21 protein-coding genes are annotated in these 22,932 nt (G+C 68.9%); 15 read left to right on the forward strand and 6 right to left on the reverse strand.

Translation table 11 applies throughout. The annotated features are described in order from the left end of the window. The first annotated feature begins 56 nt into the window (after window positions 1-56). Together MRBLWH12_RS18055 and MRBLWH12_RS18060 are read left to right on the forward strand one after the other, a co-directional pair. A complete protein-coding gene (locus MRBLWH12_RS18055) occupies window positions 57-458 on the forward strand; it encodes a DUF5684 domain-containing protein (protein ID WP_363551161.1) in 402 nt (133 codons plus the stop codon). Beyond that, window positions 458-1,087: a histidine phosphatase family protein gene (locus MRBLWH12_RS18060; RefSeq protein WP_341975861.1), complete on the forward strand. Its 630-nt coding sequence runs from the start codon at window positions 458-460 to the stop codon at window positions 1,085-1,087. Before MRBLWH12_RS18055 ends, MRBLWH12_RS18060 begins: the two co-directional genes overlap by 1 nt. A 158-nt stretch (window positions 1,088-1,245) precedes the next feature. Here MRBLWH12_RS18060 and MRBLWH12_RS18065 read toward each other — a convergent pair whose 3' ends face one another. Further along, entirely contained in the window at window positions 1,246-2,154 is a 909-nt protein-coding gene (locus tag MRBLWH12_RS18065; RefSeq protein WP_363551163.1) for an NAD(P)/FAD-dependent oxidoreductase, read from the reverse strand. Window positions 2,155-2,213: 59 nt separating this feature from the next. Here MRBLWH12_RS18065 and MRBLWH12_RS18070 point away from each other — a divergent pair, with 59 nt between their 5' ends. The 5 genes from MRBLWH12_RS18070 to ccsB all read left to right on the forward strand — a co-directional run bounded on the left by MRBLWH12_RS18070 (window position 2,214) and on the right by ccsB (window position 6,885). After that, entirely contained in the window at window positions 2,214-2,618 is a 405-nt protein-coding gene (locus tag MRBLWH12_RS18070; protein ID WP_341975859.1) for a MerR family transcriptional regulator, read from the forward strand. A gap of 73 nt (window positions 2,619-2,691) precedes the next feature. Next, entirely contained in the window at window positions 2,692-3,342 is a 651-nt protein-coding gene (locus tag MRBLWH12_RS18075) for a TlpA family protein disulfide reductase (RefSeq protein ID WP_363551165.1), read from the forward strand. Window positions 3,343-3,358: 16 nt separating this feature from the next. Next, on the forward strand, window positions 3,359-4,156 hold the full coding sequence (locus tag MRBLWH12_RS18080) for a cytochrome c biogenesis CcdA family protein (RefSeq protein ID WP_363551166.1): 798 nt from the start codon (window positions 3,359-3,361) through the stop codon (window positions 4,154-4,156). A 19-nt stretch (window positions 4,157-4,175) separates the two neighbouring features. Next, entirely contained in the window at window positions 4,176-5,915 is a 1,740-nt protein-coding gene (gene resB / locus MRBLWH12_RS18085; RefSeq protein ID WP_363551167.1) for a cytochrome c biogenesis protein ResB, read from the forward strand. Between the two features lie 4 nt (window positions 5,916-5,919). Further along, window positions 5,920-6,885 carry a c-type cytochrome biogenesis protein CcsB gene (gene ccsB / locus MRBLWH12_RS18090; RefSeq protein WP_363551168.1) on the forward strand — a complete coding sequence of 322 codons (966 nt, stop codon included), beginning with the start codon at window positions 5,920-5,922 and terminating at the stop codon, window positions 6,883-6,885. Between the two features lie 359 nt (window positions 6,886-7,244). Here the strand turns inward: ccsB and MRBLWH12_RS18095 are convergent, their stop codons facing one another. Together MRBLWH12_RS18095 and MRBLWH12_RS18100 are read right to left on the reverse strand one after the other, a co-directional pair. Beyond that, window positions 7,245-9,218, reverse strand: a complete 1,974-nt coding sequence (locus MRBLWH12_RS18095; protein WP_363551169.1) for a YhgE/Pip family protein — start codon at window positions 9,216-9,218, stop codon at window positions 7,245-7,247. Further along, window positions 9,215-12,073 carry an MMPL family transporter gene (locus tag MRBLWH12_RS18100; RefSeq protein ID WP_363551171.1) on the reverse strand — a complete coding sequence of 953 codons (2,859 nt, stop codon included), beginning with the start codon at window positions 12,071-12,073 and terminating at the stop codon, window positions 9,215-9,217. Before MRBLWH12_RS18100 ends, MRBLWH12_RS18095 begins: the two co-directional genes overlap by 4 nt. Before the next feature lie 144 nt (window positions 12,074-12,217). On the opposite strand from MRBLWH12_RS18100, the gene MRBLWH12_RS18105 reads away from it, so the two are divergent. Further along, window positions 12,218-12,844, forward strand: a complete 627-nt coding sequence (locus tag MRBLWH12_RS18105) for a TetR/AcrR family transcriptional regulator (RefSeq protein WP_363551173.1) — start codon at window positions 12,218-12,220, stop codon at window positions 12,842-12,844. Between the two features lie 19 nt (window positions 12,845-12,863). On the opposite strand, the gene MRBLWH12_RS18110 is transcribed toward MRBLWH12_RS18105, so the two are convergent. Beyond that, window positions 12,864-13,844, reverse strand: a complete 981-nt coding sequence (locus tag MRBLWH12_RS18110; protein ID WP_363551175.1) for an o-succinylbenzoate synthase — start codon at window positions 13,842-13,844, stop codon at window positions 12,864-12,866. Window positions 13,845-14,018: 174 nt separating this feature from the next. Beyond that, window positions 14,019-15,041 carry a GNAT family N-acetyltransferase gene (locus MRBLWH12_RS18115; RefSeq protein WP_363551177.1) on the reverse strand — a complete coding sequence of 341 codons (1,023 nt, stop codon included), beginning with the start codon at window positions 15,039-15,041 and terminating at the stop codon, window positions 14,019-14,021. A gap of 117 nt (window positions 15,042-15,158) precedes the next feature. Here MRBLWH12_RS18115 and MRBLWH12_RS18120 point away from each other — a divergent pair, with 117 nt between their 5' ends. From MRBLWH12_RS18120 to MRBLWH12_RS18150, 7 genes are all read left to right on the forward strand, one after another. Then, on the forward strand, window positions 15,159-15,491 hold the full coding sequence (locus MRBLWH12_RS18120) for a PadR family transcriptional regulator (protein WP_341978518.1): 333 nt from the start codon (window positions 15,159-15,161) through the stop codon (window positions 15,489-15,491). Between the two features lies 1 nt (window position 15,492). Next, window positions 15,493-16,449, forward strand: a complete 957-nt coding sequence (locus tag MRBLWH12_RS18125; RefSeq protein WP_363551179.1) for a permease prefix domain 1-containing protein — start codon at window positions 15,493-15,495, stop codon at window positions 16,447-16,449. 84 nt (window positions 16,450-16,533) lie between these two features. Beyond that, on the forward strand, window positions 16,534-17,460 hold the full coding sequence (locus MRBLWH12_RS18130; RefSeq protein WP_341975847.1) for a 1,4-dihydroxy-2-naphthoyl-CoA synthase: 927 nt from the start codon (window positions 16,534-16,536) through the stop codon (window positions 17,458-17,460). An 80-nt stretch (window positions 17,461-17,540) separates the two neighbouring features. Further along, entirely contained in the window at window positions 17,541-18,686 is a 1,146-nt protein-coding gene (locus tag MRBLWH12_RS18135; RefSeq protein WP_363551181.1) for an AMP-binding protein, read from the forward strand. Window positions 18,687-18,729: 43 nt separating this feature from the next. Beyond that, window positions 18,730-19,521 (forward strand): class I SAM-dependent methyltransferase, encoded by a 792-nt coding sequence (locus MRBLWH12_RS18140; protein ID WP_363551182.1) that lies wholly within the window; start codon window positions 18,730-18,732, stop codon window positions 19,519-19,521. Window positions 19,522-19,587: 66 nt separating this feature from the next. Then, a complete protein-coding gene (locus MRBLWH12_RS18145; protein WP_363551183.1) occupies window positions 19,588-20,772 on the forward strand; it encodes a histidine kinase in 1,185 nt (394 codons plus the stop codon). After that, the gene (locus tag MRBLWH12_RS18150; protein ID WP_341975843.1) at window positions 20,769-21,404 is read left to right on the forward strand and encodes a response regulator transcription factor; all 636 of its coding nucleotides are present in this window, start codon (window positions 20,769-20,771) and stop codon (window positions 21,402-21,404) included. The genes MRBLWH12_RS18145 and MRBLWH12_RS18150 overlap by 4 nt, the downstream gene beginning before the upstream one ends. Window positions 21,405-21,428: 24 nt before the next feature. Here MRBLWH12_RS18150 and MRBLWH12_RS18155 read toward each other — a convergent pair whose 3' ends face one another. Continuing rightward, window positions 21,429-22,925 (reverse strand): deoxyguanosinetriphosphate triphosphohydrolase family protein, encoded by a 1,497-nt coding sequence (locus MRBLWH12_RS18155; protein WP_363551184.1) that lies wholly within the window; start codon window positions 22,923-22,925, stop codon window positions 21,429-21,431. Between the last annotated feature and the right edge of the window lie 7 nt (window positions 22,926-22,932).

Here is a 22,932-nt window from a genome sequence, read left to right on the forward strand (position 1 = left end):
CGGGGGGTCATGGTGCGTCTTCGGCGTCGTTCCCCGTGCGGACGCGGGGAATCAGTATGATCGGCTCGAACGAAAGGCTCCCCATGGACTCCAACGGCATCTCCGACCTCTACGCATCGATCTTCTCCGGTACCAACGGCGTGATCGCGCTCATCTTCTACATCCTCGTCGTCATCGGCCTGTGGAAGGTGTTCACGAAGGCCGGCCACGCCGGCATCCTCGCGATCATCCCGATCGTGAACGTCATCCTCCTGGTGCGCATCGCCGGCATGTCCGGCTGGTTCGCGCTGCTCTACCTGATCCCGATCGTCAACATCGTCTTCGGGATCATCGTCGCGATCAAGCTCGGCCAGCGCTTCGGCAAGGGCGGCGTGTTCTCGTTCTTCCTGCTGTTCCTCTTCCCGTACATCGGCTACCTCATCCTCGGCTTCGGCTCGGCTGAATACCGCAAGGCCTGATGACGGCATCCCGGCTGCATCTCGTCCGTCACGGTGAGGTGCACAATCCGCACCGCGTGCTCTACGGCCGACTTCCGGACTATCACCTGAGTGAATCCGGCCGGCGGATGGCGAAGGCGGCGGCAGACCATGTCGCCGCCTTCGCCCGGCCGGTCACCGAGCTGTACAGCTCCCCCCTGGAGCGGGCGCAGGAGTCGGCCGAACCGTTCGCCGAGCGATTCGACCTCGTGCCCGAGATCGACATCCGTGTGATCGAGCCCACGAACGTGTTCGAGGGGACGCAGATGCGTCGTTCCCTGATGAACCCCCTGAACTGGTGGCATCTGCGTCAGCCCTCGTTGCCGAGTTGGGGCGAGCCCTACACCGCGGTCGCGGAACGGATGCTCGGCATCATGGACGAGGCATGGGATGCCGCAGGAGACGGCGACGTCGTGATGGTCTCGCACCAGGCGCCGATCTGGATCACGCACCTCCGTGTCGCCGGTCTCCCGCTGCGCCACGATCCGCGCACCCGTCGCTGCGCGCTGTCGAGCGTGACGTCGTTCGAGCGCGTCGGCGACGTGTGGCGTGAGGTCGCGTACGCGGAGCCCGCTGCAACAGACGACGCCGTCGACGTCGGGGCCGTCTGACAGCCTCTTCTCGTTCGTTGAGCGAGCGAAGCGAGACGAAACGCGCTGATCCGACGTCGGCATCGGGGAAGCGCGTTTCGGCTCAGTCGCTGCGCTCCCTCGCTCAACGACCGGAGAGCGAGGAGCGGCATCGGAGAAACGCCTTTCGAGACGTCGGGTCAGTGCTCGGACGCCATCAGCGACTGGATGACACCGACGGCCGCAAGCTGACCGGCGGCCGACGCCATCACCACGGATGCCATCAGGCCGGGGAGGGATGCGCGGTGCGCGAGGTCGCCGGCCGCCGAGATCCCGGGGGTCGAGGTGCGGCCGAAGTCGTCGATCTCGATCGCGCCGGAAGACAGCATCCGCAATCCGAGCTGCTCGGCGAAGGGAGCCCGCTGGCGGACGGATGCCGCGGCGACGAACACCCCGGCGACGAGGGCTTCCTCGGCGCCGGCTCTGATCCGCACGCCGGCTCCGACTGATTCCACCGCGTCGACGGGCGCGGCTCCGACGCGGACGCCGAGGGCCTCGAGCATCCGCCGCTCGTCATCCGAATGAGCTTCGCCGACCGGGAAGACGGTGATCTCGCCGACGATCCGACCCAGCAGCCCGATGAGGTGCTCGGCGCGCGGCGCGGGTCCCAGGATCGCGATGGACTTCCCCGCATGCTCGTGCCCGTCGCAGAACGGGCAGTTGAACGCTGTCCGTCCCCACTGTGCGCTCAGCCCCGGTATGTCGGGGAGGTCATCGGCGACGCCGGTGGCGAGAACGATCCGTCGCGCGTCGACGCTCGAGCCGTCCGCGAGCGTCACGGTGAATCCCTCGTCCTCGGTTCCACCGATGCGGTCGACGCCGATGTCACGGATCTCGACATCGGCGTAGGACGCGAGCTGCGTTCTGGCCGTCGCCCGGAACTCCGCCGGGGCGGTGCCGTCGTTGGCGATCACGTTGTGCATGTGCAGGACGGTGCCGTTGCGGTACTCACCGGAGTCGAGCAGAAGGGTGGAGCGGTGCATCCGCCCGAGGGTCAGCGCCGCCTGCAGCCCTGCGGGGCCCGCGCCGATCACGATCGCGTCGTACATGGGTGGTCCTTCCTGTCGAAGATCTTGCGTTCACGGCCAGTCTGTGACTTCATGTCAACATGAAGTCAAATGCTGAGCATCCGTGGTCCGTGGGGGACGTCGCGACCCGATTCGGCCTGCCGACCAATGTGCTCCGGCACTGGGAGTCGGTCGGCCTGCTCCGGCCGGATCGCGACGCGGCAGGACGTCGGCGCTTCGGAGAGGACGACGTCGTCCGTATCGCCGTGATCCAGCGCAGCAAGGCGGCCGGGATGAGCCTGGAGCAGATCGGCGTGCTGCTCGATGACGGCAGCGCCGGCCGGCATCAGGTGCTGCAGGAGCATCTCGACGACCTCGATCGGAGGATGGAGGAGATGCGGCGCTCGCGGGAGATGACCGAGCATGCGATGCGGTGCCGGTCGCACGACATCGCGACGTGCCCGCGGTTCCGTGCCGGCGTCGCCGACGTGCTCGCTCGGTTCTGACGCCGTGGGCCGAGCCGTTCGGCGGCCCCTGCATCCGGCTGGCCCATAGGGTCTCGCGCGTAAACTGAGAATCGTGCCACTCGCCTCGACGGTTGACCCGAATCGCAGCGGCCGCCGCTCCCGCACTCGACGCTCTCGTCGTGCGGTCGGAGCCGCGCTCGCCGCGGTACTCACCATCGGTCTGAGCGCCTGCGCGCCCGACCCCGTCAGCGAGTCCTTCCTGAGCGGTGAGAACACCGGTTACGTCGCCGCCGACGGAGCGATCGTCGAGATTCCCGAGAGCGAGCGCGGCGAGCCCGTCGTCTTCGGCGGCGTCACCGAGACCGGCGAGGACTTCGACAGCGCCGACCTCGAAGGTCAGGTCACCGTCGTGAACTTCTGGTACGCCGGATGCGCGCCGTGCCGTGTGGAGGCCGCCGACCTCGAATCGGTCTGGCAGGAGTACGAAGGCGACGGGGTCTCCTTCGTCGGCATCAACACCCGCGACCAGGCCGACACCGCGAAGGCGTTCGCCGACGAGTACTCGATCACGTACCCGAGCCTCATCGACGTCGACACCGCCGAGGCGAAGTTCGCGTTCGCTCAGGCGGTTCCGATCCAGGCGACGCCGACCACCCTCGTGCTCGACAAGCAGGGCCGCGTCGCCGCTCGCATCATCGGGCCGATCGACGGCACCTCGATCCTCTCCACGCTCGTCAAGGACGCGCTCGCGGAGTCTTCGTGAGCGCCGCGGGAGCGTCGTGAACACCGACGCCATCATCGGATCCGGCGCGCTGTGGGTTGCGATCCCCGTCGCGATGCTCGCGGGTCTCGTCTCCTTCCTCTCGCCGTGCGTGCTGCCGCTGGTTCCCGGCTACCTCGGCTTCATCGGGGGAGCGGTGGCTCCACGGTCGAGCGCGGGTGCTGAGGCTGAGGGCGTTTCGTCTCGCTCCGCTCGCTCAACGACCGGAGACTCCACCGGCCGCGGCCGCCTGGTCTTCGGCGTCCTCCTGTTCATCCTCGGCTTCACGGTCGTGTTCGTCGCATGGACGGTGCTCGGCGGGGCCACGGGGCTCTTCTTCGCGCAGTGGGGCGAGGTGATCACCCGTGTGCTGGGCGGCGTCATCATCCTGATGGGGCTGGTCTTCCTCGGTCTCTTCGCCTTCGCGCAGCGGGAGTTCCGCTTCCACGTCGACTCGAAGGCGGGCATCATCGGTGCACCGCTGCTCGGTGTCGCCCTCGGCATCGGCTGGGCGCCGTGCATGGGGCCGACCCTCACGACGATCGTGTCGCTGTCCTGGAATGTCGGTGACCCTTGGCGTGCGTCGTTCCTCGGCATCGCCTACTCGCTCGGCCTCGGCATCCCGTTCCTGCTCGTCGCTCTCGGCTTCGGCTGGGCGACCAGGGCCGTCGGGTTCCTGCGCCGCCACATCCGCCTGGTGAACATCATCGGCGGCATCCTGCTCATCGTGCTCGGCCTCCTGATGGTGACCGGCCTCTGGACCGACATCATGTCGCGACTGACGGCGGTGATGGGCAGTGTCTTCCTCCCGCTCTGAATCGAAGCCTCAGGATGCCGTGAACAACGACTCGAGCGATCCGCTCCGCCCATCCGACCACGTCGACGGCGACGACTCCATCACCCAGCCGCGACTGGGGTTCGTCGGCTGGCTGCGCTGGAGCTGGCGTCAGCTCACGTCGATGCGCACCGCCCTGGTGCTGCTGCTCGTGCTCGCGATCGCCGCGATCCCCGGATCGATCTTTCCGCAGCGGATGGCCGACCCCAACGGCGTCACGCAGTGGGAGCGCAACAATCCCGACCTGTTCCCGGTGCTCGACGCGCTGAAGCTGTTCGACGTCTACCTGTCGCCGTGGTTCTCCGCGATCTACCTGCTGCTGTTCACCTCGCTCGTCGGCTGCGTCATCCCGCGCATCAAGCACCACGCGAAGGCTCTCCGTGCGCGGCCGCCGCGCACCCCCGCCCGCCTGCAGCGGCTCGAGGACTTCCGCGCCGTGCGGCGCGAGGCTTCGGACGCGGATGCTGCGGCATCCGCATCGATCGATATCGCGACGAAGCAGTTGAAGTCACTCGGCTACCGCGTCGAACGCTACGACCGAGGGCACTCGTTCTCGGTGTCGGCGGAACGCGGGTACTGGCGCGAGACCGGCAACCTCCTGTTCCACCTCGCGCTCGTCGGCGTGCTGATCACGGTCGGCGTCGGCGGCGGTTTCGCCTACACCGGCCAGCGCGTCCTGGTCGAGGGTGAGACCTTCGCGAACACGCTCGTCGACTACGACTCGATGAACCGCGGACGTTTCGTCTCCGACGACGCACTCACGCCGTATGCGATGAGGCTCGACTCCTTCGATGTCACCTACCAGCCGTTCGGCGAGCCGGGTTCAGGGCAGGCCGGCGACTTCTCCGCGAACGTGAGCGTGCAGGACACGACCGGCTCGTCCACGGACGGCGCGGTCAGGGTGAACCACCCGCTGGGCGTCGGCGGCGACCAGATCTATCTGCTCGGCAACGGCTATGCGCCCACCATCACGGTGCGCAACGCCGCCGGCGACATCGTCTACCGCAACAGCGTGCCGTTCCTCCCGCAGGACAACAACATGACCTCCCTCGGCGTCGTCAAGGTCACCGACGGCATGCCGGAACAGCTGGGTCTGATCGGCTTCTTCTATCCGACGGCCGCGTCCGGCCAGAAGGGCGCCATCGCCTCGGGGTACGGCGACCTGATCAACCCGTTGCTCACACTCGACGTCTACTCCGGTGACCTCGGAATCAACGACGGCATCCCGAAGTCCGTGTACGTGCTCGACACGACGGGGATGAAGAAACTCGCCGGCCGCACGACGGACGTGAAGTCCATCGAGCTCGGCCCCGGAGAGACCGGCGACCTGCCGAACGGCCTGGGCACCGTGACCTTCGAAGACGAGTCGCCGGACGGGGCGACCGACGCCTCGCAGTCCGTCAAGCGGTTCGCATCGCTCCAGATCCACCACGACGCCTCCGCCGTGTGGGTGCTCGTCTTCGCCCTGTCGGCGCTCGGCGGCCTCATGCTCGCGCTGTTCGTGCCCCGTCGCCGCGTCTGGGTGAAGGCTTCGGGCGAGGACGGTGTCGTCTCGCTGGAATACGCCGGTCTCGCCCGTGGCGAGGACCCGACGCTCGCTGCGGCGGTCGATGACCTCGTCGCAGGTCACGCACGACTGATGGATGCCGCAGGCGGGTCGACCCGACGCGATGAGCCGGCGGATGAGACACCTGCGTCCCCGGCCGGCCCGGCGGCATCCGATACCCCGAAAGTAGACTGACACCATGCTCGAGCTCAACGTGCTCTCGCCGATCCTGCTGTGGACCGCGATCGCGATCTACGCCGCGGCCTTCGTGGCCTACGCCTTCGATCTGGCGCGGCGCTCGCAGGTGACCGCGGACGCGCGGAGCGAAGCAGAGCTCGTCGGGGTGGGGGCGCGAGGCAACGCCTACGCCGCAGACGCCTCGGTTCCCTCGCCTGCGCAGGGCTTCGTGATGGCACGGATCGGCACCTCGCTCACCGTTCTCGCTTTCCTCTTCCATCTGGCGGCGACGGTGACGCGCGGCATCGCCGCTGGACGCGTGCCGTGGGCGAACCTGTACGAGTTCGGGATGATCGGCACGCTGCTCGTCGTCGCCGTCTTCCTCGCCGTGCTGACGCGGCTCGACCTGCGCTTCCTCGGCACCTTCATCATCGGCCTGGTCGTCGTGCTGCTCGGCGGCGCCGCGACCAGCTTCTACGTCGCCGTCGTGCCGCTGATGGACCCGCTGAAGAGCATCTGGCTGATCATCCATGTCTTCGTCGCATCGCTCGGCACGGCGTTCTTCGCGTTGGCATTCGCGCTGTCCGTGATCCAGCTGATGCAGGCGCGCCGCGAGCGCCTGGTCGGCGAGAACGCGGCGAAGACCGGCCCCGGGTTCCTGCGCACGCTCCCCGGCTCCGACCGGCTCGAGAGCCTCGCGTATCGCTTCACCATCGTGGGCTTCATCCTCTGGACCTTCACGCTCATCGCCGGCGCGATCTGGGCGCAGGACGCCTGGGGCCGTTATTGGGGCTTCGACGTCAAGGAGACCTGGACGTTCGTGATCTGGGTCATCTACGCCGGCTACATCCACGCGCGGGCGACCCGCGGCTGGCGCGGCAGCCGCTCCGCGTGGCTCGCGATCGTCGGATTCTCCGCCGTGATCTTTAACTTCACCATCGTGAACGTCTTCTTCAAGGGCCTGCACGCGTACTCCGGCCTCAGCTGACCCGCGCGGGCGTGCGTGCGCGGCGGCTATGCGCCGCGGGCACAACGTCGGAGCTGGATGGCGACACGCCGTGGCCGGTGCCGTTTTGGCGGCGTTTCGATCGGAGCATCCGAAGTTGTGCTCGGTGTGACGGTCCTATCGCCCGAACGGGCCTCAGCCCAGGGGATGATCTGGGTTTCCCGCGGGGCGGAAGGATGCTGTGTGCACAGCTTCCGAGCCGGATGGCGACTCGCCGTGGCCGGTGCCTTCATGACGGCGAGTCGGGCGTGAGATCCGAAGTCGTGCACGGTGCCGGAGGCGCTGGCCGGACGGGTCGCCCGTCGGGGCGGATGCCGGGCCGGCGGGGCCCGCCTCGGCGATCACGCCGTGGCGAGCACCGCCTTCGCGGAGGTGGTGCGGCGGAGGGCGACGGCGATCGTCGTCGCGACGATCGACAGCACCGCCCACACCACCAGCGCCGCGATCGCGCCGCCGTTCGCGGCGATGAGGCCGGTGAATGCCGGAGCCGTGGGGAGCGCAGCTCCGATTCCTGCCAGCCAGCCCGGCACCGTGGAGATGAGCCCGGTGGCCACGGCGAGCACGCCGATCAGTGCGCTGATCCAGCGCCCGATTCCACCGAACAAGGCGACGAGGGCTTGATTCACCGCGGCGAAGACGATGCCCGACAGCACTGCGGTCCCGGCGAAGGCCCACCATTCCGCGGCACCGTATCCGGCGACGATCTGCACGATGAGCGCCACCAGCAGGCCTTGTGCAGCACCGATCAACGCCGCGGGGGTGAAGGCGCGGAGGGTGAGGGCCGCGGAGGAGCGCCGTGAGGTCAGTGTCCGCTCGGTGTGGGCACGCATCACGATGAACGAGGCGAGCCCGCCGAACCACAGCACCACGGCGGCGAGCAGCGGGATCGCGGTCGGGCCGAAGATCGTGCCCGTCGTCGCGTTGCTCGACACGGGGTCGGCGATGACGGACGCGAGTGACGTCGACTCCTCGTCGCTGAACGACGGCAGCGAGTCGGCGGCGGTGCGCAGACCACCGGCGAGGTCGCCCGTGCCGGTGGCCAGAGTGTCGAGCCCCGTGGCGAGCTCCGATGCGCCAGTCGACAGCGCGGTGGCGCCGCCGGACAGTTCGCCGGCGCCGCTGGACAGGGCGCGCGCGCCCGCGCTCGACTGGTCGACGCCGCCGGCGAGCTGGGTGAGGCCGCCCGCGAGAGCGGTCGCGCCGTCGCCGGCCTGACGCATACTCGCGGCGAGCGTGCTGAACGTCCCGGGCAGCGTCGCGACATCGGGTGCAACCTGGGTCAGGTAGCCCGACGCGGTCCCGGCCGAGGTGGCGGCTACTGCCGCCTCGTCAGCAGCCGCGCTGATCTGTTCGCACAGAGCTGCGCCGGATGCAGCGGGATCGCACTTGGCTGCCATCGTGCCGAGCTTCTGGGCGAGGGCACCCGTCTGAGTGGCGGCATCAGTGGCTGCTCCGGTTCCCGTCTGGATCGCACCGACCAGCTGACCCATGCCGCCGACATTGTTCTCCAGTTCGGCCGCGCCGCCGGTCAGGCCCGAACCGATCTGCGCCGCACCGGATGCTGCACCGCGGGTGTTCTGGGCGATCGTGTCGAGCCCGTTCGCGAGATCCGTCGCTCCGGATCCGAGCTGGGATGCGCCGGAGGCGAGCTTCGTCGCCCCATCGGGAATCGCGGCGGCGCCGGTCGCGGCACCCCGAGCCCCGGACGCGAGCTCGGCGGCACCAGACGCGGCCTCGCCGATCTGGTCTCCGATCGTCGTGAAGCCGACGAGCACGTTCTCCATCGTCGCTTCGCTGAGCATGGTGCCCATCGTCGATGCGGCGACCGAAGCGATCTGCCCGGTGATGAGATCGTCGGCGACGAGCCCGTCCTCGGGTGTGGTCACGGTGATGGTGGCCTTCTCCGCTTTGTCCGCTGCGGACCCGCCGCCGTCGGCGATCGCCTGCCCGGAGGAAGTGGCAGCGGCCGAGAAGCTCTCCGGGATCGTGATGACGGCCTGATAGGAACCGTCCGCGAGCCCTGCGGCCGCATCGTCTTCGTTGGAGATCACCCAGGTCAGGTTCGATTCCAGGTCGTCTGACCCTTCGACGAGGCCGGATGCCAGCTGGCGCCCCAACGGGGCGAGTTGCCCATCGACCTTCACCGGCTCGTCGAGGTTGACGATCGCGGCGGTCATCGAATCCAGGCGCTCGGTCGGATTCTGCAGTGCGGCGACCAGGATGCCGCCGACGGCGGCCGGCAGCAGCAGGATCCCGAGGATCGTGAGCCACGTGATGGGCTTGCGGGAGCGTGCGCGCTCGATGGAGAGGGTCATGCGTTCACCTCGGTTGATTCGATGGTTTCGTCAGCGACGATGTGCTGGTTGGTGTCAGCGTTGGCGTCGGTGCTGCTCTGAGACCCCTCGTTGCTGTCGAGACCCCCAGTTGGCGGCGTTGTTATCCGGGGGTCTCGTCGAGAACCGGGGGTCTCGACAGAAAGGACGGATGCCGCGCCGCGGCCGGCGTCTGCCAGTAGGGCCCGCGCAGCATCCGCATCCATTGCCGAGGCGAACACGGCGACCTCCGACCCGGCGTCGCGCAACCGGGCGATGAGCTGGTCGCGCGCAGCGCCGGACATCCGGTCGATGCCGTCGATCACGACGAGGCTCGTGCGCCCGCGCAGAGCTTCGTCGAGGTCGCGGACGGCGGTGTCTGGGTCGTCGATGAGCACGCAGCCGACGTGGGCGCGCACCCAGGCGGCGCGTCCGGGAAGCAGATGTCCCGCGGTGCGCAGGCGTCCGGCTTCCGGAGCCACCCGGCCCGTCACGGTCAGAGCGAGTGCACGCAGCGTGCCGCGCGAGGCGCCCGTCGCCACGAGCGTTCCCCCGGGTGCGAGGCGCAGCGACACGGGCGCGGCACCCGCGATGGGGAGCTCGTCGGCGGCGATCACGGAATCGTCGCCGGGCCAGGCCGCGAGGTGACGTTCGCGTTCGACGGCCTCTCCCTCGATGTCGACGCTCGGCAGGATCCGCTCCAGCCATGCCGGGATCTGCCAGGCGCGCTCGCCGAGGATCGCCATCAGGGCGGGGATCAGCGTCATCCGCACGAGGAACGCATCGATCGCGATGCCGGCCGCGAGGCCGAGGGCGATCGGCTTCAGCGACGAGTCGCCTTCCGGGACGAACGCCACGAACACGGCGAACATGATCAGGCCCGCGGCGGTGACGACCTTCGCCGAGCCGGTGAAGCCGGTGCGAACGGCGCGCAGTGCGGCCTCTCGCCGGGTCTCCGGATCCTTCGACAGGGGGTCGTGCACATAGTCCTCTCGCATCCGCGAGACGAGGAACACCTGGTAATCCATGGCCAATCCGAAGAGCACGCCCATCAGGACGATCGGCATGAAGCTGATGATCGGGCCGACCTTCGCGACGTGCAGGGCATCGGCGAACCAGCCCCACTCGAACACGGCGGCGACGACGCCGAATGCGGCGACGATCGACAGCAGGTAGCCGAACGCTGCGGTGAGCGGCACCCAGAGCGATCGGAAGACGATCGTGAGCAGGATCAGCGAGAGCCCGATCACGAAGATGCCGAACGGCAGGAGCGCCGCGCCGAGCTGATCGGAGATGTCGATTCCCACAGCTGTGAAGCCGGTGACCTTCAGGTCGATACCGAATTCGTCGAGCCACTCGTCGTGATGCGAGCGCAGCTCGCGCACGAGGTCCGCGGTCGCGGGGTCGTCGGGCGCGGTCTCCGGGATGACCTGCACGATTCCGGTGTCAGCGGTCTCGTTCGGAGTCGAGAGCGCGACCTCTCGCACGCCGTCGACCTGGGCCACAGCGTCGCCGAGGTCTTCCATGAGGGTGAGCGGGTCGGTCGACGTGACGATGGTGCCGGTGAGGATGAGCGGGCCGTTGAAACCCGGGCCGAACTGCTCGCCGACGAGGTCGTAGCTCTGCCGCGCTTCGGAGTCCTTGGGGAGCACTCCGGCGTTGGGCAGAGCGAGGTTGAGGCTGAGCGCGGGGATGGCCACGATGCCGAGGCCGATGATCACGGCGAGGGACGTCAGCACCGGACGCCGGGTCACACCCTCGACCCAGCGCGCGCTGGCGGCGCGGCGCGGCGCGCGAACGGGGGCGCCCTTCTTCGGCATCCGCACCTTCTTGGGCCGACCGGCGACCTTGCCCTTCATGAACCCGAGGAGCGCCGGTGTCAGGGTCACCGCGATCGCGACGGCGATGGCGACGGCGACGGATGCGGCGATTCCCATCGTCGTCAGGAACGGGATGCCGGCGAAACCGAGACCGATCAGCGCGATGAGCACCGTGATCCCGGCGAACACGACGGCAGAGCCGGCGGTGCCGACCGCGCGGGCGGCGGACTCCTCCGGCTCCACTCCGTCGCGGACCTGATCCTGGTGCCGCGCCATGATGAACAGCGCGTAGTCGATCCCGACCGCGAGTCCCAGCATCAGCGCCAGCAGCGGCGTGGTCGACGAGACGGTCGCAAAGGCGGTGGCGGCGAAGATGCCGGCCATCGAGATCCCGACTCCGAGGATCGCGGTGAGCAGGGGGAGGCCGGCGACCACGAACGAGCGGAACGTGACGATGAGCACCAGGAGCGCGATCAGGAGACCGACGGCCTCGGTGATGGTGATCGTGGGCATAGACAGGGCGAACAGGTCGCCGCCGAGCTGTGTCTGACTGCCGTCCGGAAGCGCGGCCGCCAGGTCGTCGACGGCGGCGTTCAGGACGTCTTTCGTCTCGGCGGAGACATCGCTCGCCTCGCCGTCGAACTGCAGGCGCACGATGGCGGCGGTCTCGTCTTCATTGACCATGCCGGTGACCATTTCGTCGTAAGGCGAGGTCACCGCGAGCACTTCGTCGAGGTCGGACAGATCGTCCACCGTGTCTTCGATGTGCTCGCGATAGGCGTCATCGGTGACGTGATCGCCGTCGGCCGCGACGACGATGAACTGCGCGTTGGTTCCGCTCACCTGGGGGAACGAGCGGGAGAGCTGCTCGAGGCCTGCCTGCGATTCGGTTCCGGGGATCGAGAAGCTGTTGTCGGTACCGGCGCCCAGCACGAGCGCGCCGGTGCCGGCGAGGCCGAGCGCGAGCAGCCAGGATGCGAGCACGCGCCACGGATGCCGATACGACCAGCGTCCGAGCGAGGACAGGAGAGTGGACACGCGGTTCCTCCGTCGAGCCGATTTGGATACACGGATGTATCCGATACATACATGTATCGTAGGGTCATCAGCGCGCGAAAGGCTGTGCACCGGGTGTGAGACATCCGCACGGTGGTCGTGCGAGAGTGAAGGCTGGAGGTTTCGATGACGACACCGGCTACCCGGAGCCGCGAGAACACGCGCGCCCGTCTGTTGGAGGCTGCGGCTCAGGTCTTCGCCGAGGTCGGCCTCGAAGGCGCGACGGTCGAGGCCGTCTGCGAACGCGCCGGTTTCACGCGCGGTGCCTTCTACTCGAACTTCGATTCCAAGGACGAGCTCTTCCTGATGCTCGCCGGCAGCGTCGCCGAGGTACGGGTGAGCGCCGTGCGGGCGCGCGTCGCCGAACTCGCGGTGAGCGGTGCGCTCGCCGATGGATGCGACCCCGTCGAGCTCGTGCAGCAGGTGATGGACTCGGGCGGCGATGACCGCCTCGGCGTGATGATGATGAGCGAGATCCGCATCCGCGCGCTCCGTGACCCCTCATTCGGCGCGGCCTATCTCGCGCAGGAGCGCGAGATGGTGTCGAGCATCGCTGAGATCATCACCGACATCGTCGCCGAAGGCACGTTCCGGCTGCGACTGCCCGCCGAGACCGCGGCCCGGATGCTCATGATCGTCTGGGAGGGGATGACGGTGCGCGGTGCGATGGCGGGACACGACGCAGCCCAGCTTCGTCATGCCGGCAGCGAGGAACTCGGCCGGCTCGTGGAGCTGCTGCTGCTGGAGCGGTGAGGTCGGTCGCGAACCGACGTCAGCGCGCCGCGAGAACCTCGTAGCAGCGCTCGAGCCGCGCCAGCCACCACTCGCGTCGATCGGCGGATGCCGCGAGGCGCTCCAGGGCCGCAGCATCCGGAGTCACCCGCCCGACCGGAATGCTGCCGTTCTCCGCCCGGAAGTCCGCGACGTCGTCGAGGAAGAGCGAAGACGTGCCGAGGCCGCAGTCGTAGTCGAGTCGCGGGAGGGCCGCCGCCAGCGTCACGCCCTGCGACAGGCCGATGGCCGTGTCGAGGGCGCTGGACACGACGGCCGGGAGACCCGCCGCGGTGACGAGTTGCAGGGCGTGCGTGACCCCGCCGAGCGGCTGCGCCTTGATCACGAGCAGATCCGCAGCGCCGGCGCGCGCGACGGCGAGGGGATCCGATGACTTCCGCACACTCTCGTCTGCGGCGACAGGGATGCCCATGTACTTCACCCGCTGTCGCAGCTCGGCGAGCTCCGGCACGGTCGCGCACGGCTGTTCGACGTACTCGAGGTCGAACTCGTTCAGGGCGTGGACGGCGCGTTCCGCCTCATCGACGTTCCACGCACCGTTGGCATCGATGCGGATGCGCCCCTCCGGTCCCATGACTTCGCGCACCGCGCGAACCCGGGCGATGTCGTCGGCGAGGGCCTGTCCCGGTTCTGCAACCTTGACCTTGGTCGTGCGGCATCCGGCGAACCGCGACAGCACGTCGGCGACGCGGGCCGCGTCCACGGCCGGAACGGTCGCGTTCACGTTGATTCGGTCGCGCAGCGGTTGCGGTTGTTCACGCCAGGCGAAGTCGATCGCGGCTGACAGCCAGACGGATGCCTCGTCGTCGCCGTACTCGAGGAACGGTGAGAATTCCGCCCATCCCTCCGGCCCTTCGAACAGGAGCGCCTCCCTGGTGTCGACGCCGCGGAAGCGCGTGTGCATCGGGAGTGCGACCACCCTGGCCGAATCGAGGAGATCTGCGAGCGTCGTCGGGAGCATGTGCCCATTGTGCCCCGTCGACGCCGTCACGCGGCATCCGCGCCGCCCGCGCGCCGGTTCATAACTCAGGAGAATTCGCCGCTCGAGGTGGCGTGCGATGCGATGAACGGCGTGTTGCCGGGGACGCTGCGGTCCTTCTGGAGATTTCTCCTGAGTTATGAACCATGCTCCTGGTCAGCCGAGGAGGCGCTTCTGCAGTTCGCCCATCCGCTCGCTCGGGCGGAAGCCGAGCAGGATGTTCACGGCCAGCATGTGCGCGTTCGACTCGGCGTTGTAGGTGTAGACGGCGCGGGCCTGCGGTGCCTCGTGCTGCAGCATCCGCAGGTTCGCCAGTTTCACCGCCGTGCCCAGCCGGTGCCCGCGGTCGGCGCCGCGAACAAGGGTGCCCCACTGGTAGGCGTTGCCGTCGTCGCCGGAGACGACCAGCTGCGTGTACGCCGCTGCTGAACCGTCTGCCGCCAGAGCGATCGTGCCGAAGGATGTACGGCCCTGTCGTTCGATGAGTTCTTCCGACTCGCGGATGCTGCTGACGTCTGGCGTGACCGGCTCGATGTCGAGATCGCCGCTCGGCGCTTCGGTATCGACCGATGCATCGAGGATCGCCCAGCCCTCGATGACGTCATCGGGCACGCGGCCGACCCAGCTGCGGATCTCGTAACCCGCGATCGCATCAGCGATGTCTGCCTCGATGCGGTCCAGGAGAGCGGGGTCGACCGGGAGAGGCAGGCGGCTCTGCAGATCGCCGAGCGCGAGCGTGTATCCATGCCGCCGAGCGAACTCTCGGCCGGGTGCGCCGGCTCCCTCGGGCCCGAGCTCGTGCGGCCACGACGCCGCCGACTGCGCGGTGGTGCGCTCGGCGTTCAGCGCCTCGCCCTCGAGGAACGCCAACGCCGTGGAGCCGAAACCGCGGCGTCGGTGTTCCGGGCGGACGCACACCGCGAGGTGCGCGATGTGCGTGTTGTCCTTGCGGGGCAGCGCCAGACTTGCTGATCCGACGACGAGGCCGTCGGAGCGCAGGAGGAAAGCGCGGCGCTCCACCACCGTCGAGTCCTGCTGCAGTTCGCTGCGCGATTCCTCGCGACTCCACAGCGGCGCGGCGGGGCCGCGGTCCGCGCGTTCGGCCGTGGCGTAGGCATCCCACCAGGCATCGACCGCGGCGTCGTCGAACGGGTCGATGCGTGTGATCTCCACTGACATGAAACCCACGCTAGCGGTCTCGTTGCCGCGCGGTCGTGGCCGGAACCCGGCCGGTCGTCAGAGCACACAGGAATGTGTCGTTGACAATAGTGTGTGACACACAGTAATGTGATGAACATGAACGAGATCCTCGATACGCACCTGCAGGAACTGCGGCGCGGCACGATCGTGCTGGCGTGCTTGCAACTGCTGCGCGCCCCGGGGTACGGCTACGGACTGCTCGAAGATCTCGAGCGCCGCGGCTTCGCCACCGACGCCAACACGCTCTACCCGCTGCTCCGCCGTCTGGAGAAGCAGGAGTACCTCACGAGCGAGTGGAACACCGACGAGGCGCGGCCTCGCAAGTTCTACCGCACCTCGGATGCCGGCATGCGCCTCGCCGACACCCTCACCGACGAATGGCGATCGCTGACCACTGCGATCGCAGGCCTCACCGCAGAGGAGAACTGAGATGTCCACGAACACACTGACCGAGCGCTACATCGCGGCCACGGTCAAGAGCCTGACGCCGACCGCTCAGGACGACGTCCGCGCCGAACTCGAGGCGTCGATCTCCGACGCCGTCGAAGCGCGCGTCGAGCAGGGCGAGAGCCGGACGGATGCCGAGCGCGCCGTCCTCACCGAGCTCGGCGACCCCGGCATCCTGGCCGCCGGCTACGCCGATCAGCCGCTGCACCTGATCGGTCCGAAGTACTTCCTGACCTGGTGGCGCCTGCTGAAGCTCTTGCTGGTCATCGTGCCGATCTGCGCGATGGGCGGCGTCGCGCTCGCGCAGGCGCTGGACCGGGCCTCCGTCGGCGAGATCATCGGCGCCGCGATCGGCGTGGGCATCTCGGTCATCGTGCACGTCTGCTTCTGGGTGACGCTGGTCTTCTTCGTGCTCGAGCGCACCGGCGCCGACACCGGGGTGAAATGGGATGTCGACCAGCTGCCGGAACCGACGCCGAGCGGCGCAGGGCGGGCAGACGCCATCGCGTCACTCGTGTTCCTCGCGATCGGGGTCGGGGCGGTGTTCTGGGATGCCTTCATCGGGTTCTTCCCGACCGGCGGCGATCCCATTCCGCTGCTGAACCCGGGACTGTGGCCGTGGGGGATCAGCGTCTTCTTTGCACTGATCGTGGCCGAGGCGCTGCTGTCGGTCGCCGTGTACGCGAAGCGGCGGTGGACCGTCGGCGCTGCGGTGATCAACACCCTGCTGGCCGTCGCCTTCGCCGTCTGGTCGGTCACGCTGCTCGTGCGCGGCGAGCTGATCAACCCGCAGTTCCTGAGCTTCGTCTTCACCGGCAACGGGGTCGAGAGCGACACGATGGAAGTCCTCACCGTCATCACCGGCTTCGCCCTCGTGGCGTTCGCCGCGTGGGATGCGGTGGACGGCTGGATCAAGACCATGCGTGCGCGCCGCGCGTGATCCGCATCGTCAGGAAGCGCCGCCTCTCCCGGGAGGCGGCGCTCCCTGCGTGGTGAGGGCGAGGTGAGGAATAGGCTGGATCCCGTGGCCAACGCATTCGTCTCCGACCTGTTCGATCCCGCCGAATGGGTGCTCGCGCCCGGTGTCGACGGAAAGAGTGCCGCCGAGTACACCGACATCACCGCGCACGTCTCGCACGACGGTGGCGTCGCCCGCATTGCGTTCAACCGCCCTGAGGTGCGCAACGCCTTCCGCCCGCACACCGTCGACGAGCTCTACCGGGCACTCGACATCGCGCGCCAGGATCCGAAGATCGGCGCCGTGCTCCTCACCGGAAACGGGCCGAGCCCGAAGGACGGCGGCTGGGCGTTCTGCTCCGGCGGCGATCAGCGCATCCGGGGACGCGATGGCTACAAGTACTCCGACGACGAGACGGCTGTGCAGAACCCGGCGCGAGCAGGGCGCCTGCACATCCTCGAGGTGCAACGCCTCATCCGCTTCATGCCCAAGGTCGTCATCGCTGTCGTTCCCGGCTGGGCCGCCGGTGGCGGGCACTCCCTGCACGTCGTCTGCGACCTGACCATCGCGAGCGCCGAAGAGGCGCGGTTCAAGCAGACGGATGCCGACGTCGGATCCTTCGACGCCGGCTACGGCTCGGCGTACATGGCGCGCCAGACCGGACAGAAGTTCGCGCGCGAGGTGTTCTTCCTCGCCGAGGAGTACTCGGCGCAGCGCGCCTATGAAGCAGGCGCTGTGAACCGCGTCGTCCCGCACGCCGAACTCGAGCGTGAAGCGCTGAAGATGGCGCGCACCGTGCTCACCAAATCGCCCACCGCGATCCGCATGCTGAAGTTCGCCTTCAACGCCGTCGACGACGGTCTCGTCGGCCAGCAGGTCTTCGCCGGTGAGGCCACCCGCCTCGCATACGGCACCGACGAGGCGGTCGAGGGGCGCGACTCCTTCCTCGAGAAGCGCGACCCGGACTGGTCCTCCTTCCCCTGGCACTACTAGGCCGTCATGTCATCGATCGCGCACGACCCGCTCCCGACCAGAACTGTGGAGAGCAGATCATGCCTGCGGGGGAGTGACGGATGGTCTCGCTGATTCCGACGGATGCCGACGACCCCGTCGAAGTCCTCGCCGCTTTGCGCCACGCCCTCGACGGCGGGCCGGCGCTCGGATTCGGAATGCTCGCCGGCGCGCCGGAGCGGGTGCCGGACGGCACAGCGGCGGTCATCGCGACCTCCGGATCCAGCGGCGTCCCGAAGAGGGTGTCACTGAGCGGCGAAGCGCTGCGGGCGAGCGCAGAGGCGACCGCGGCTCGGATCGGCAGCGGGCGCTGGTTGCTGGCTCTCCCGGTGGGTTACGTCGCCGGGCTCCAGGTGCTGGTGCGCTCGGCGCTCGCCGGTACCGAGCCCGTCGCGCCGGAGGGGCGGTTCTCTCCCAGCTCGTTCGCAGAGGCGACGCTGTCGATGGTGCGCCGGGGCGACGAAGCGCTGTTCACCGCTCTCGTGCCGGCGCAGCTCGCCACGCTCCTCGATGCGGCTGACGAACCAGGGGTACGTGCGGCACTGCGGGCGTACCGGGCGATCCTCGTCGGCGGCCAGGCGCTGCCCGAGCCACTGCGGGAGCGGGCCGCTGATCTCGGTGCTCCGCTCGTGCGCACCTACGGATCGACCGAGACGAGCGGCGGGTGCGTCTACGACGGCGTGCCGCTCGACACGGTCGCTGTGCACGCCGTCGATGGCGAGCTGCACCTCGCCGGCCCGATGCTCGCCGACGGCTATCTCGGCGATGCAGAGTTGACGGCGCGAACGTTCGTGCGCGACCGGCACGGCATCCGCTGGTACCGCACCGGCGATCTCGGGCTCGTCGACGAGGACGGCATTGTGCGGGTGCACGGCAGGGCCGACAACGTCATCGTCTCGGGCGGCATCAACATCTCACTCGACCGCGTCGAGCGCATCGTGCGCCTGGTGCCAGGGCTGCATCAGGCGGTGGTCGTCGGGGTGGAGGACGCACGCTGGGGAGAGGCATCCGTCATCGTCGCCGCCCGCGGTGAGGCGCTCCGCCGCAGCGAGTCCGAGCAGTTGGCCCATGCCCGCGAGGTGGTGGCTGTCGAGCTCGGCAAGCACGCCAGACCCGCGCGGCTCATCCTCGTGGACGAGTTGGCGACGCTCCCGTCCGGCAAGCCCGATCGCGACAGCATCCGTCGGGCCGTCGCCGACCTGCACTGACCGCCGACCGATCGCCGCTGATCGGCCTGCCAGAATGGCACGCATGGCCTCGTACACGCACGGACATCACGAATCCGTCCTCCGTTCGCACAACACCAGGAACATCGCGAACTCGGCGGAATACCTCCGGCCCCACCTCGGCGCCTCGACGCGACTTCTCGACGTCGGAGCGGGACCGGGCACGATCACGATGGACTTCGCCAGCGTCGTCGATCGGGTCACCGCGACGGAGATCGATGAGGCGGCGCTGTCGCTGTCGCGCGAACTCGCCGCGAGCCGTGGGGTGACGAACGTCGACTTCTCCGTCGAGGACGTGCACGCCCTGAGCTTCGCCGATGACAGCTTCGACGTCGTGCACGCGCATCAGGTGCTGCAGCACGTCGCTGACCCGGTGCAGGCGTTGCGTGAGATGCGCCGTGTCACGGTGCCCGGTGGCATCGTCGCCGCGCGCGACGCCGACTATGCGGGCTTCATCTGGTTCCCGCTGCTTCCGGAGCTGGATCGGTGGCTCGAGCTCTATCGCGCTGCGGCACGGGCGAACGGCGGAGAGCCCGACGCCGGTCGGCAGCTGCTGTCCTGGGCGGGGCAGGCGGGTTTCACGGATGTCCGCGCCACCGCGTCGACCTGGTGCTACGCGACTCCGGCCGAACGCGCATGGTGGGGCGGGATGTGGGCAGACCGCATTCTCGAGTCCGCGTTGGCCAGGCAGTTGGTGCGGGAGGATCGCGCGACCACCACGGATCTGCAGGCGATCAGCGACGCGTGGAAGCGCTGGGCGGATGCCGAAGACGGCTGGTACCTCGTGCCTCACGGCGAGATCCTCTGCCGCGTCTGACGAGTCGGTGCGGGATACATCTCGAGGCGGATGCGGGAAGCGCGGGGCGCCGCGTAGCGTAGGGGAGTGATCCGCCCCGTCTCCCGTACCTGGCTCGTGCTCGACATCGTCGGCGCGGTCGTCGGCTTCGCCGTGACGGCGCCGCTGTCCTTCCTTGCCGGTACGAATGAGCTGAGCGTCTGGATCCACTCCGGTCCCATCGCCGTCACGATCTATGTCGTCGTCGGCGTGATCCTCTGGGGTGCGGCCGCGATCAGTCGCCTCTCGCCCGCGCTCGCCCTCGGAATCGCGTGGATCGGGGCGGTCATCCAGATGGGGGCTGGGCTCCCGCCGTCTGCGTACAACATCGCCATTCTCCTCGTCCTGTTCGCGACATCGGCGTGGGGAAGCAGGCGGGTGTTGTGGATCGGCGGCGTCTCGGCACTCGTCGGCGGAGTGCTGGGCGGCATCTACTTCGCGTTGATCTGGTCAGGACTTCTGACCGATGCCTCGAGCACCCTGAGGGTCGCGACGAGTGCGGCGCTGATCGGCTCGGTCTTCGTGCTCGCCATGGTGATGTCGTGGGGGACCGGACTGCTGTGGCGAGTGGTGGTGAAGGGGCGGGAGACGCAGGTGGCCAAGGCCCAGGCCGAAGCCGTCGCCGCGGAGGAGCAGGAACGCGTGCGGATCGCCCGGGACATGCACGACATCGTCGCGCACTCACTCGCGGTCGTGATCGCCCAAGCCGACGGCGCGCGCTACGCGGCCGCGGCGCAGCCCGAGCTGGCACAGCAGGCGCTGGGCACGATCGCGCAGACCGCGCGGGGCGCGCTCTCCGATGTCCGGATGCTGCTCACCCAGCTCCGCCATCGCCAGGGCGACGGCCCGCAGCCGACGCTGGCCGACCTCGAGACGCTGTTCGCGCAGGTGCGGCACGCCGGAGTCGAGCCCCGCATCACCGTCGATCCGATGCCTCCGGGCGAGCCGCCGGCGGCGATCCAGCTCGCGGTGTATCGCATCCTGCAGGAGGCGCTCACGAACGCGATCCGGCACGGCGACGGCGCGGTTGACGTGCACCTCGCCTGGCTCCCTGATCGCGTCGACATCCAGGTGCGCAACACCGTGACCGGCGAGCGGGTCGTCGGCCAGGGAGGGCACGGCGTCATCGGCATGCGCGAGCGCGCGCAACTCGTCGGCGGTAACCTGCAGGCTGAGCATCAGGGCGCACAGTTCGTCGTCCGGGCGACGCTCCCCATCGGAGGCAGGGCATGATCAGGGTCGTTCTCGTGGATGATCAGGCGCTGTTCCGTGCCGGCATCCGCATGCTCGTCGCCTCCCAACCCGACCTCGATGTCGTCGGCGAAGCGGGAGATGGCCGTCAGGCCCTCGACGTGGTGCGGGAGACCCGGCCCGACGTCGTGCTGATGGATATCCGGATGCCGGTGATGGACGGGCTCACCGCGACGGCGGAGATCCTCTCCCAGCCCGATCCACCTCGCATCGTGATGCTCACGACCTTCGACCTCGACGAGGCCGCCGCGCGGGCGATCCGTCAGGGGGCGAGCGGATTTCTGCTGAAGGACGCCGACCCGGAGTTCCTGCTCGCCGCGATCCGCACCGTGCATTCGGGGTCGTCGGTGATCGCGGCATCCGCCACCCGCGACCTCTTCCAGCACTTCACCGAGGCGCCGAAGCCGGTTCCGCCTCAGTACGCCGACCTGACCGACCGCGAACGGGAGATCTTCGCGCTCGCGGCTCGGGGTCTGTCGAATGCCGAAATCGCTGCCCGTGAGTACCTCAGCGAGGCGACCGTGAAGACGCACATCAGCAGGATCCTCGCCAAGCTGGCGCTGCGTGATCGGGTGCAGCTGGTGGTGTTCGCGTTCGAGCACGGGCTGAACTGAGCGGCCGGCCTGCGGCCGAGGGCGTCACAGCCCCTGACCGGCATCCCACAGACGCTCGGTCCGACCCGCCAGCATCGCGTCGAGCGACACGGCCTGGGCGTCCGTGAGCGAGGCGACGTAGTCGATGATGCCGCGGCCACGGGCGAGAGCATGGAGTTCCGTGGCGGTGTGCATCTCGAGAAGCTCCGGCGCATCTTTCCGCAACCGGCGATAGTCGTCGGCGGCGAGCTGCACGAGGTCGAGCAGTCGGCGCGGGGCGCGGCGGGCGTCGAGGGGGTCGTCGAGCCAGGCGGCGAAGCCGCTGACGAGCCGTTCCAGGACGCTGGCCTGCCCCCGCTGGTAGACGGTGAGATCCGGGCGTTCGAGGATGAACCGCTCGTGCAGGAATTTGAGCACTGCGACCTCGTGCCAGGCCTGCCGGTTCAGGCTGACGTGTCCCGAGCGGGTGTCGGGGTTCCGGTGCACTTCGATCGACGACTGCAGGCGCGCGATCCATGCCGTCGTGAATCTCGCGAGGGAGCGCTCGCTGGAGAGGGAGCCATCGAACGGTTCCGCGAGGAGCCCGTCGATCACCTCGGCGCCGACCTTCGCCACGGCTTCGCCGAAGGCATCCGCATCCGCGATCCAGCCGTCCTTGCTGCAGAGTCGACGCCAGAGCAGTTCGAGCGAGTGCCCCGGAGTCCTGGTGTCGGCGGCGAGGACCTCCTGGTCGGCGTCGCGGAGCCGGGTGAGGTCGCGGTGCCAAGCCCGGAACTCGGTGGAAAGCGTCGTGGGGGTCAGTAGGCCGGCGCGATAGAAGTCCTCGAGATCGTGCAGCGAGTAGGCGATGTCGTCGGAGATGTCCATGATGGAGCACTCGGCCGTCTGCTGTCCCTCGCCGATCAGGGGATAGGCGGCGAGCGCCTGACGTGCGTCCTGCTCGTCGACCGCGTAGTAGTTGAACTTGCTCGTGCCGCCGCGGCGGATTCCGCCGAGGCCGCGCCGCCAGGGGTACTTCAGCACGGCGGCGCGCACCGCCGCGGTGAGATTGAGTCCGACGCCCGGGCGATCGTGCTCGTCGAGGCGGGTGAGGATGCGGTAGGTCTGCGCGTTCCCCTCGAATCCCTCGGTCAGCCCGAACCGGGCGCGCGCCAGGCGGTCGAGAGTGTGCTCACCCAGGTGCCCGAACGGGGGATGACCGAGGTCGTGCGCTGCTGCGGCGGCCTGGACCACGACCGGATGCGCGCCGCCGAGCTCGGCGACGATCCGGCTCGCCTCGTCGGTGCGCGTCGACAGGTGCGTCGCGATCGCCCGTGCCACGGCCGCGACCTTGATCGAATGGGTGAGCCTGTTGTGCACGGCGAGCCCGGCGCCGGTCTGCGAGATCACCTGGGTGACCGCGGAGAGCCGTGAGTAGAAGGGCGAGAATCGGATGCGCTCCACGTCGACGCGGAAGTGCGGGTGCCCCTCGGCGCGCTGGAACTCGTCGAGCGTCTCCGGCATGCGTCGGGTCTGGCGGGGGTCGAGTCCGTCTTGAGGCATGACGTCA

The organism is Microbacterium sp. LWH12-1.2 (assembly GCF_040675825.1).
In the GTDB taxonomy this organism is placed as follows: domain Bacteria; phylum Actinomycetota; class Actinomycetes; order Actinomycetales; family Microbacteriaceae; genus Microbacterium.

Coding starts and splice junctions, on each gene's coding strand:
- MRBLWH12_RS18055 (WP_363551161.1), top strand. CDS start 57: ATGATCGGCTCGAACGAAAGGCTCCCCATGGACTCCAACGGCATCTCC.
- MRBLWH12_RS18060 (WP_341975861.1), top strand. CDS start 458: ATGACGGCATCCCGGCTGCATCTCGTCCGTCACGGTGAGGTGCACAAT.
- MRBLWH12_RS18065 (WP_363551163.1), bottom strand. CDS start 2,154: ATGTACGACGCGATCGTGATCGGCGCGGGCCCCGCAGGGCTGCAGGCG.
- MRBLWH12_RS18070 (WP_341975859.1), top strand. CDS start 2,214: ATGAAGTCAAATGCTGAGCATCCGTGGTCCGTGGGGGACGTCGCGACC.
- ccsB (WP_363551168.1), top strand. CDS start 5,920: ATGCTCGAGCTCAACGTGCTCTCGCCGATCCTGCTGTGGACCGCGATC.
- MRBLWH12_RS18095 (WP_363551169.1), bottom strand. CDS start 9,218: ATGACCCTCTCCATCGAGCGCGCACGCTCCCGCAAGCCCATCACGTGG.
- MRBLWH12_RS18105 (WP_363551173.1), top strand. CDS start 12,218: ATGACGACACCGGCTACCCGGAGCCGCGAGAACACGCGCGCCCGTCTG.
- MRBLWH12_RS18110 (WP_363551175.1), bottom strand. CDS start 13,844: ATGCTCCCGACGACGCTCGCAGATCTCCTCGATTCGGCCAGGGTGGTC.
- MRBLWH12_RS18115 (WP_363551177.1), bottom strand. CDS start 15,041: ATGTCAGTGGAGATCACACGCATCGACCCGTTCGACGACGCCGCGGTC.
- MRBLWH12_RS18120 (WP_341978518.1), top strand. CDS start 15,159: ATGAACGAGATCCTCGATACGCACCTGCAGGAACTGCGGCGCGGCACG.
- MRBLWH12_RS18125 (WP_363551179.1), top strand. CDS start 15,493: ATGTCCACGAACACACTGACCGAGCGCTACATCGCGGCCACGGTCAAG.
- MRBLWH12_RS18135 (WP_363551181.1), top strand. CDS start 17,541: ATGGTCTCGCTGATTCCGACGGATGCCGACGACCCCGTCGAAGTCCTC.
- MRBLWH12_RS18140 (WP_363551182.1), top strand. CDS start 18,730: ATGGCCTCGTACACGCACGGACATCACGAATCCGTCCTCCGTTCGCAC.
- MRBLWH12_RS18150 (WP_341975843.1), top strand. CDS start 20,769: ATGATCAGGGTCGTTCTCGTGGATGATCAGGCGCTGTTCCGTGCCGGC.
- MRBLWH12_RS18155 (WP_363551184.1), bottom strand. CDS start 22,925: ATGCCTCAAGACGGACTCGACCCCCGCCAGACCCGACGCATGCCGGAG.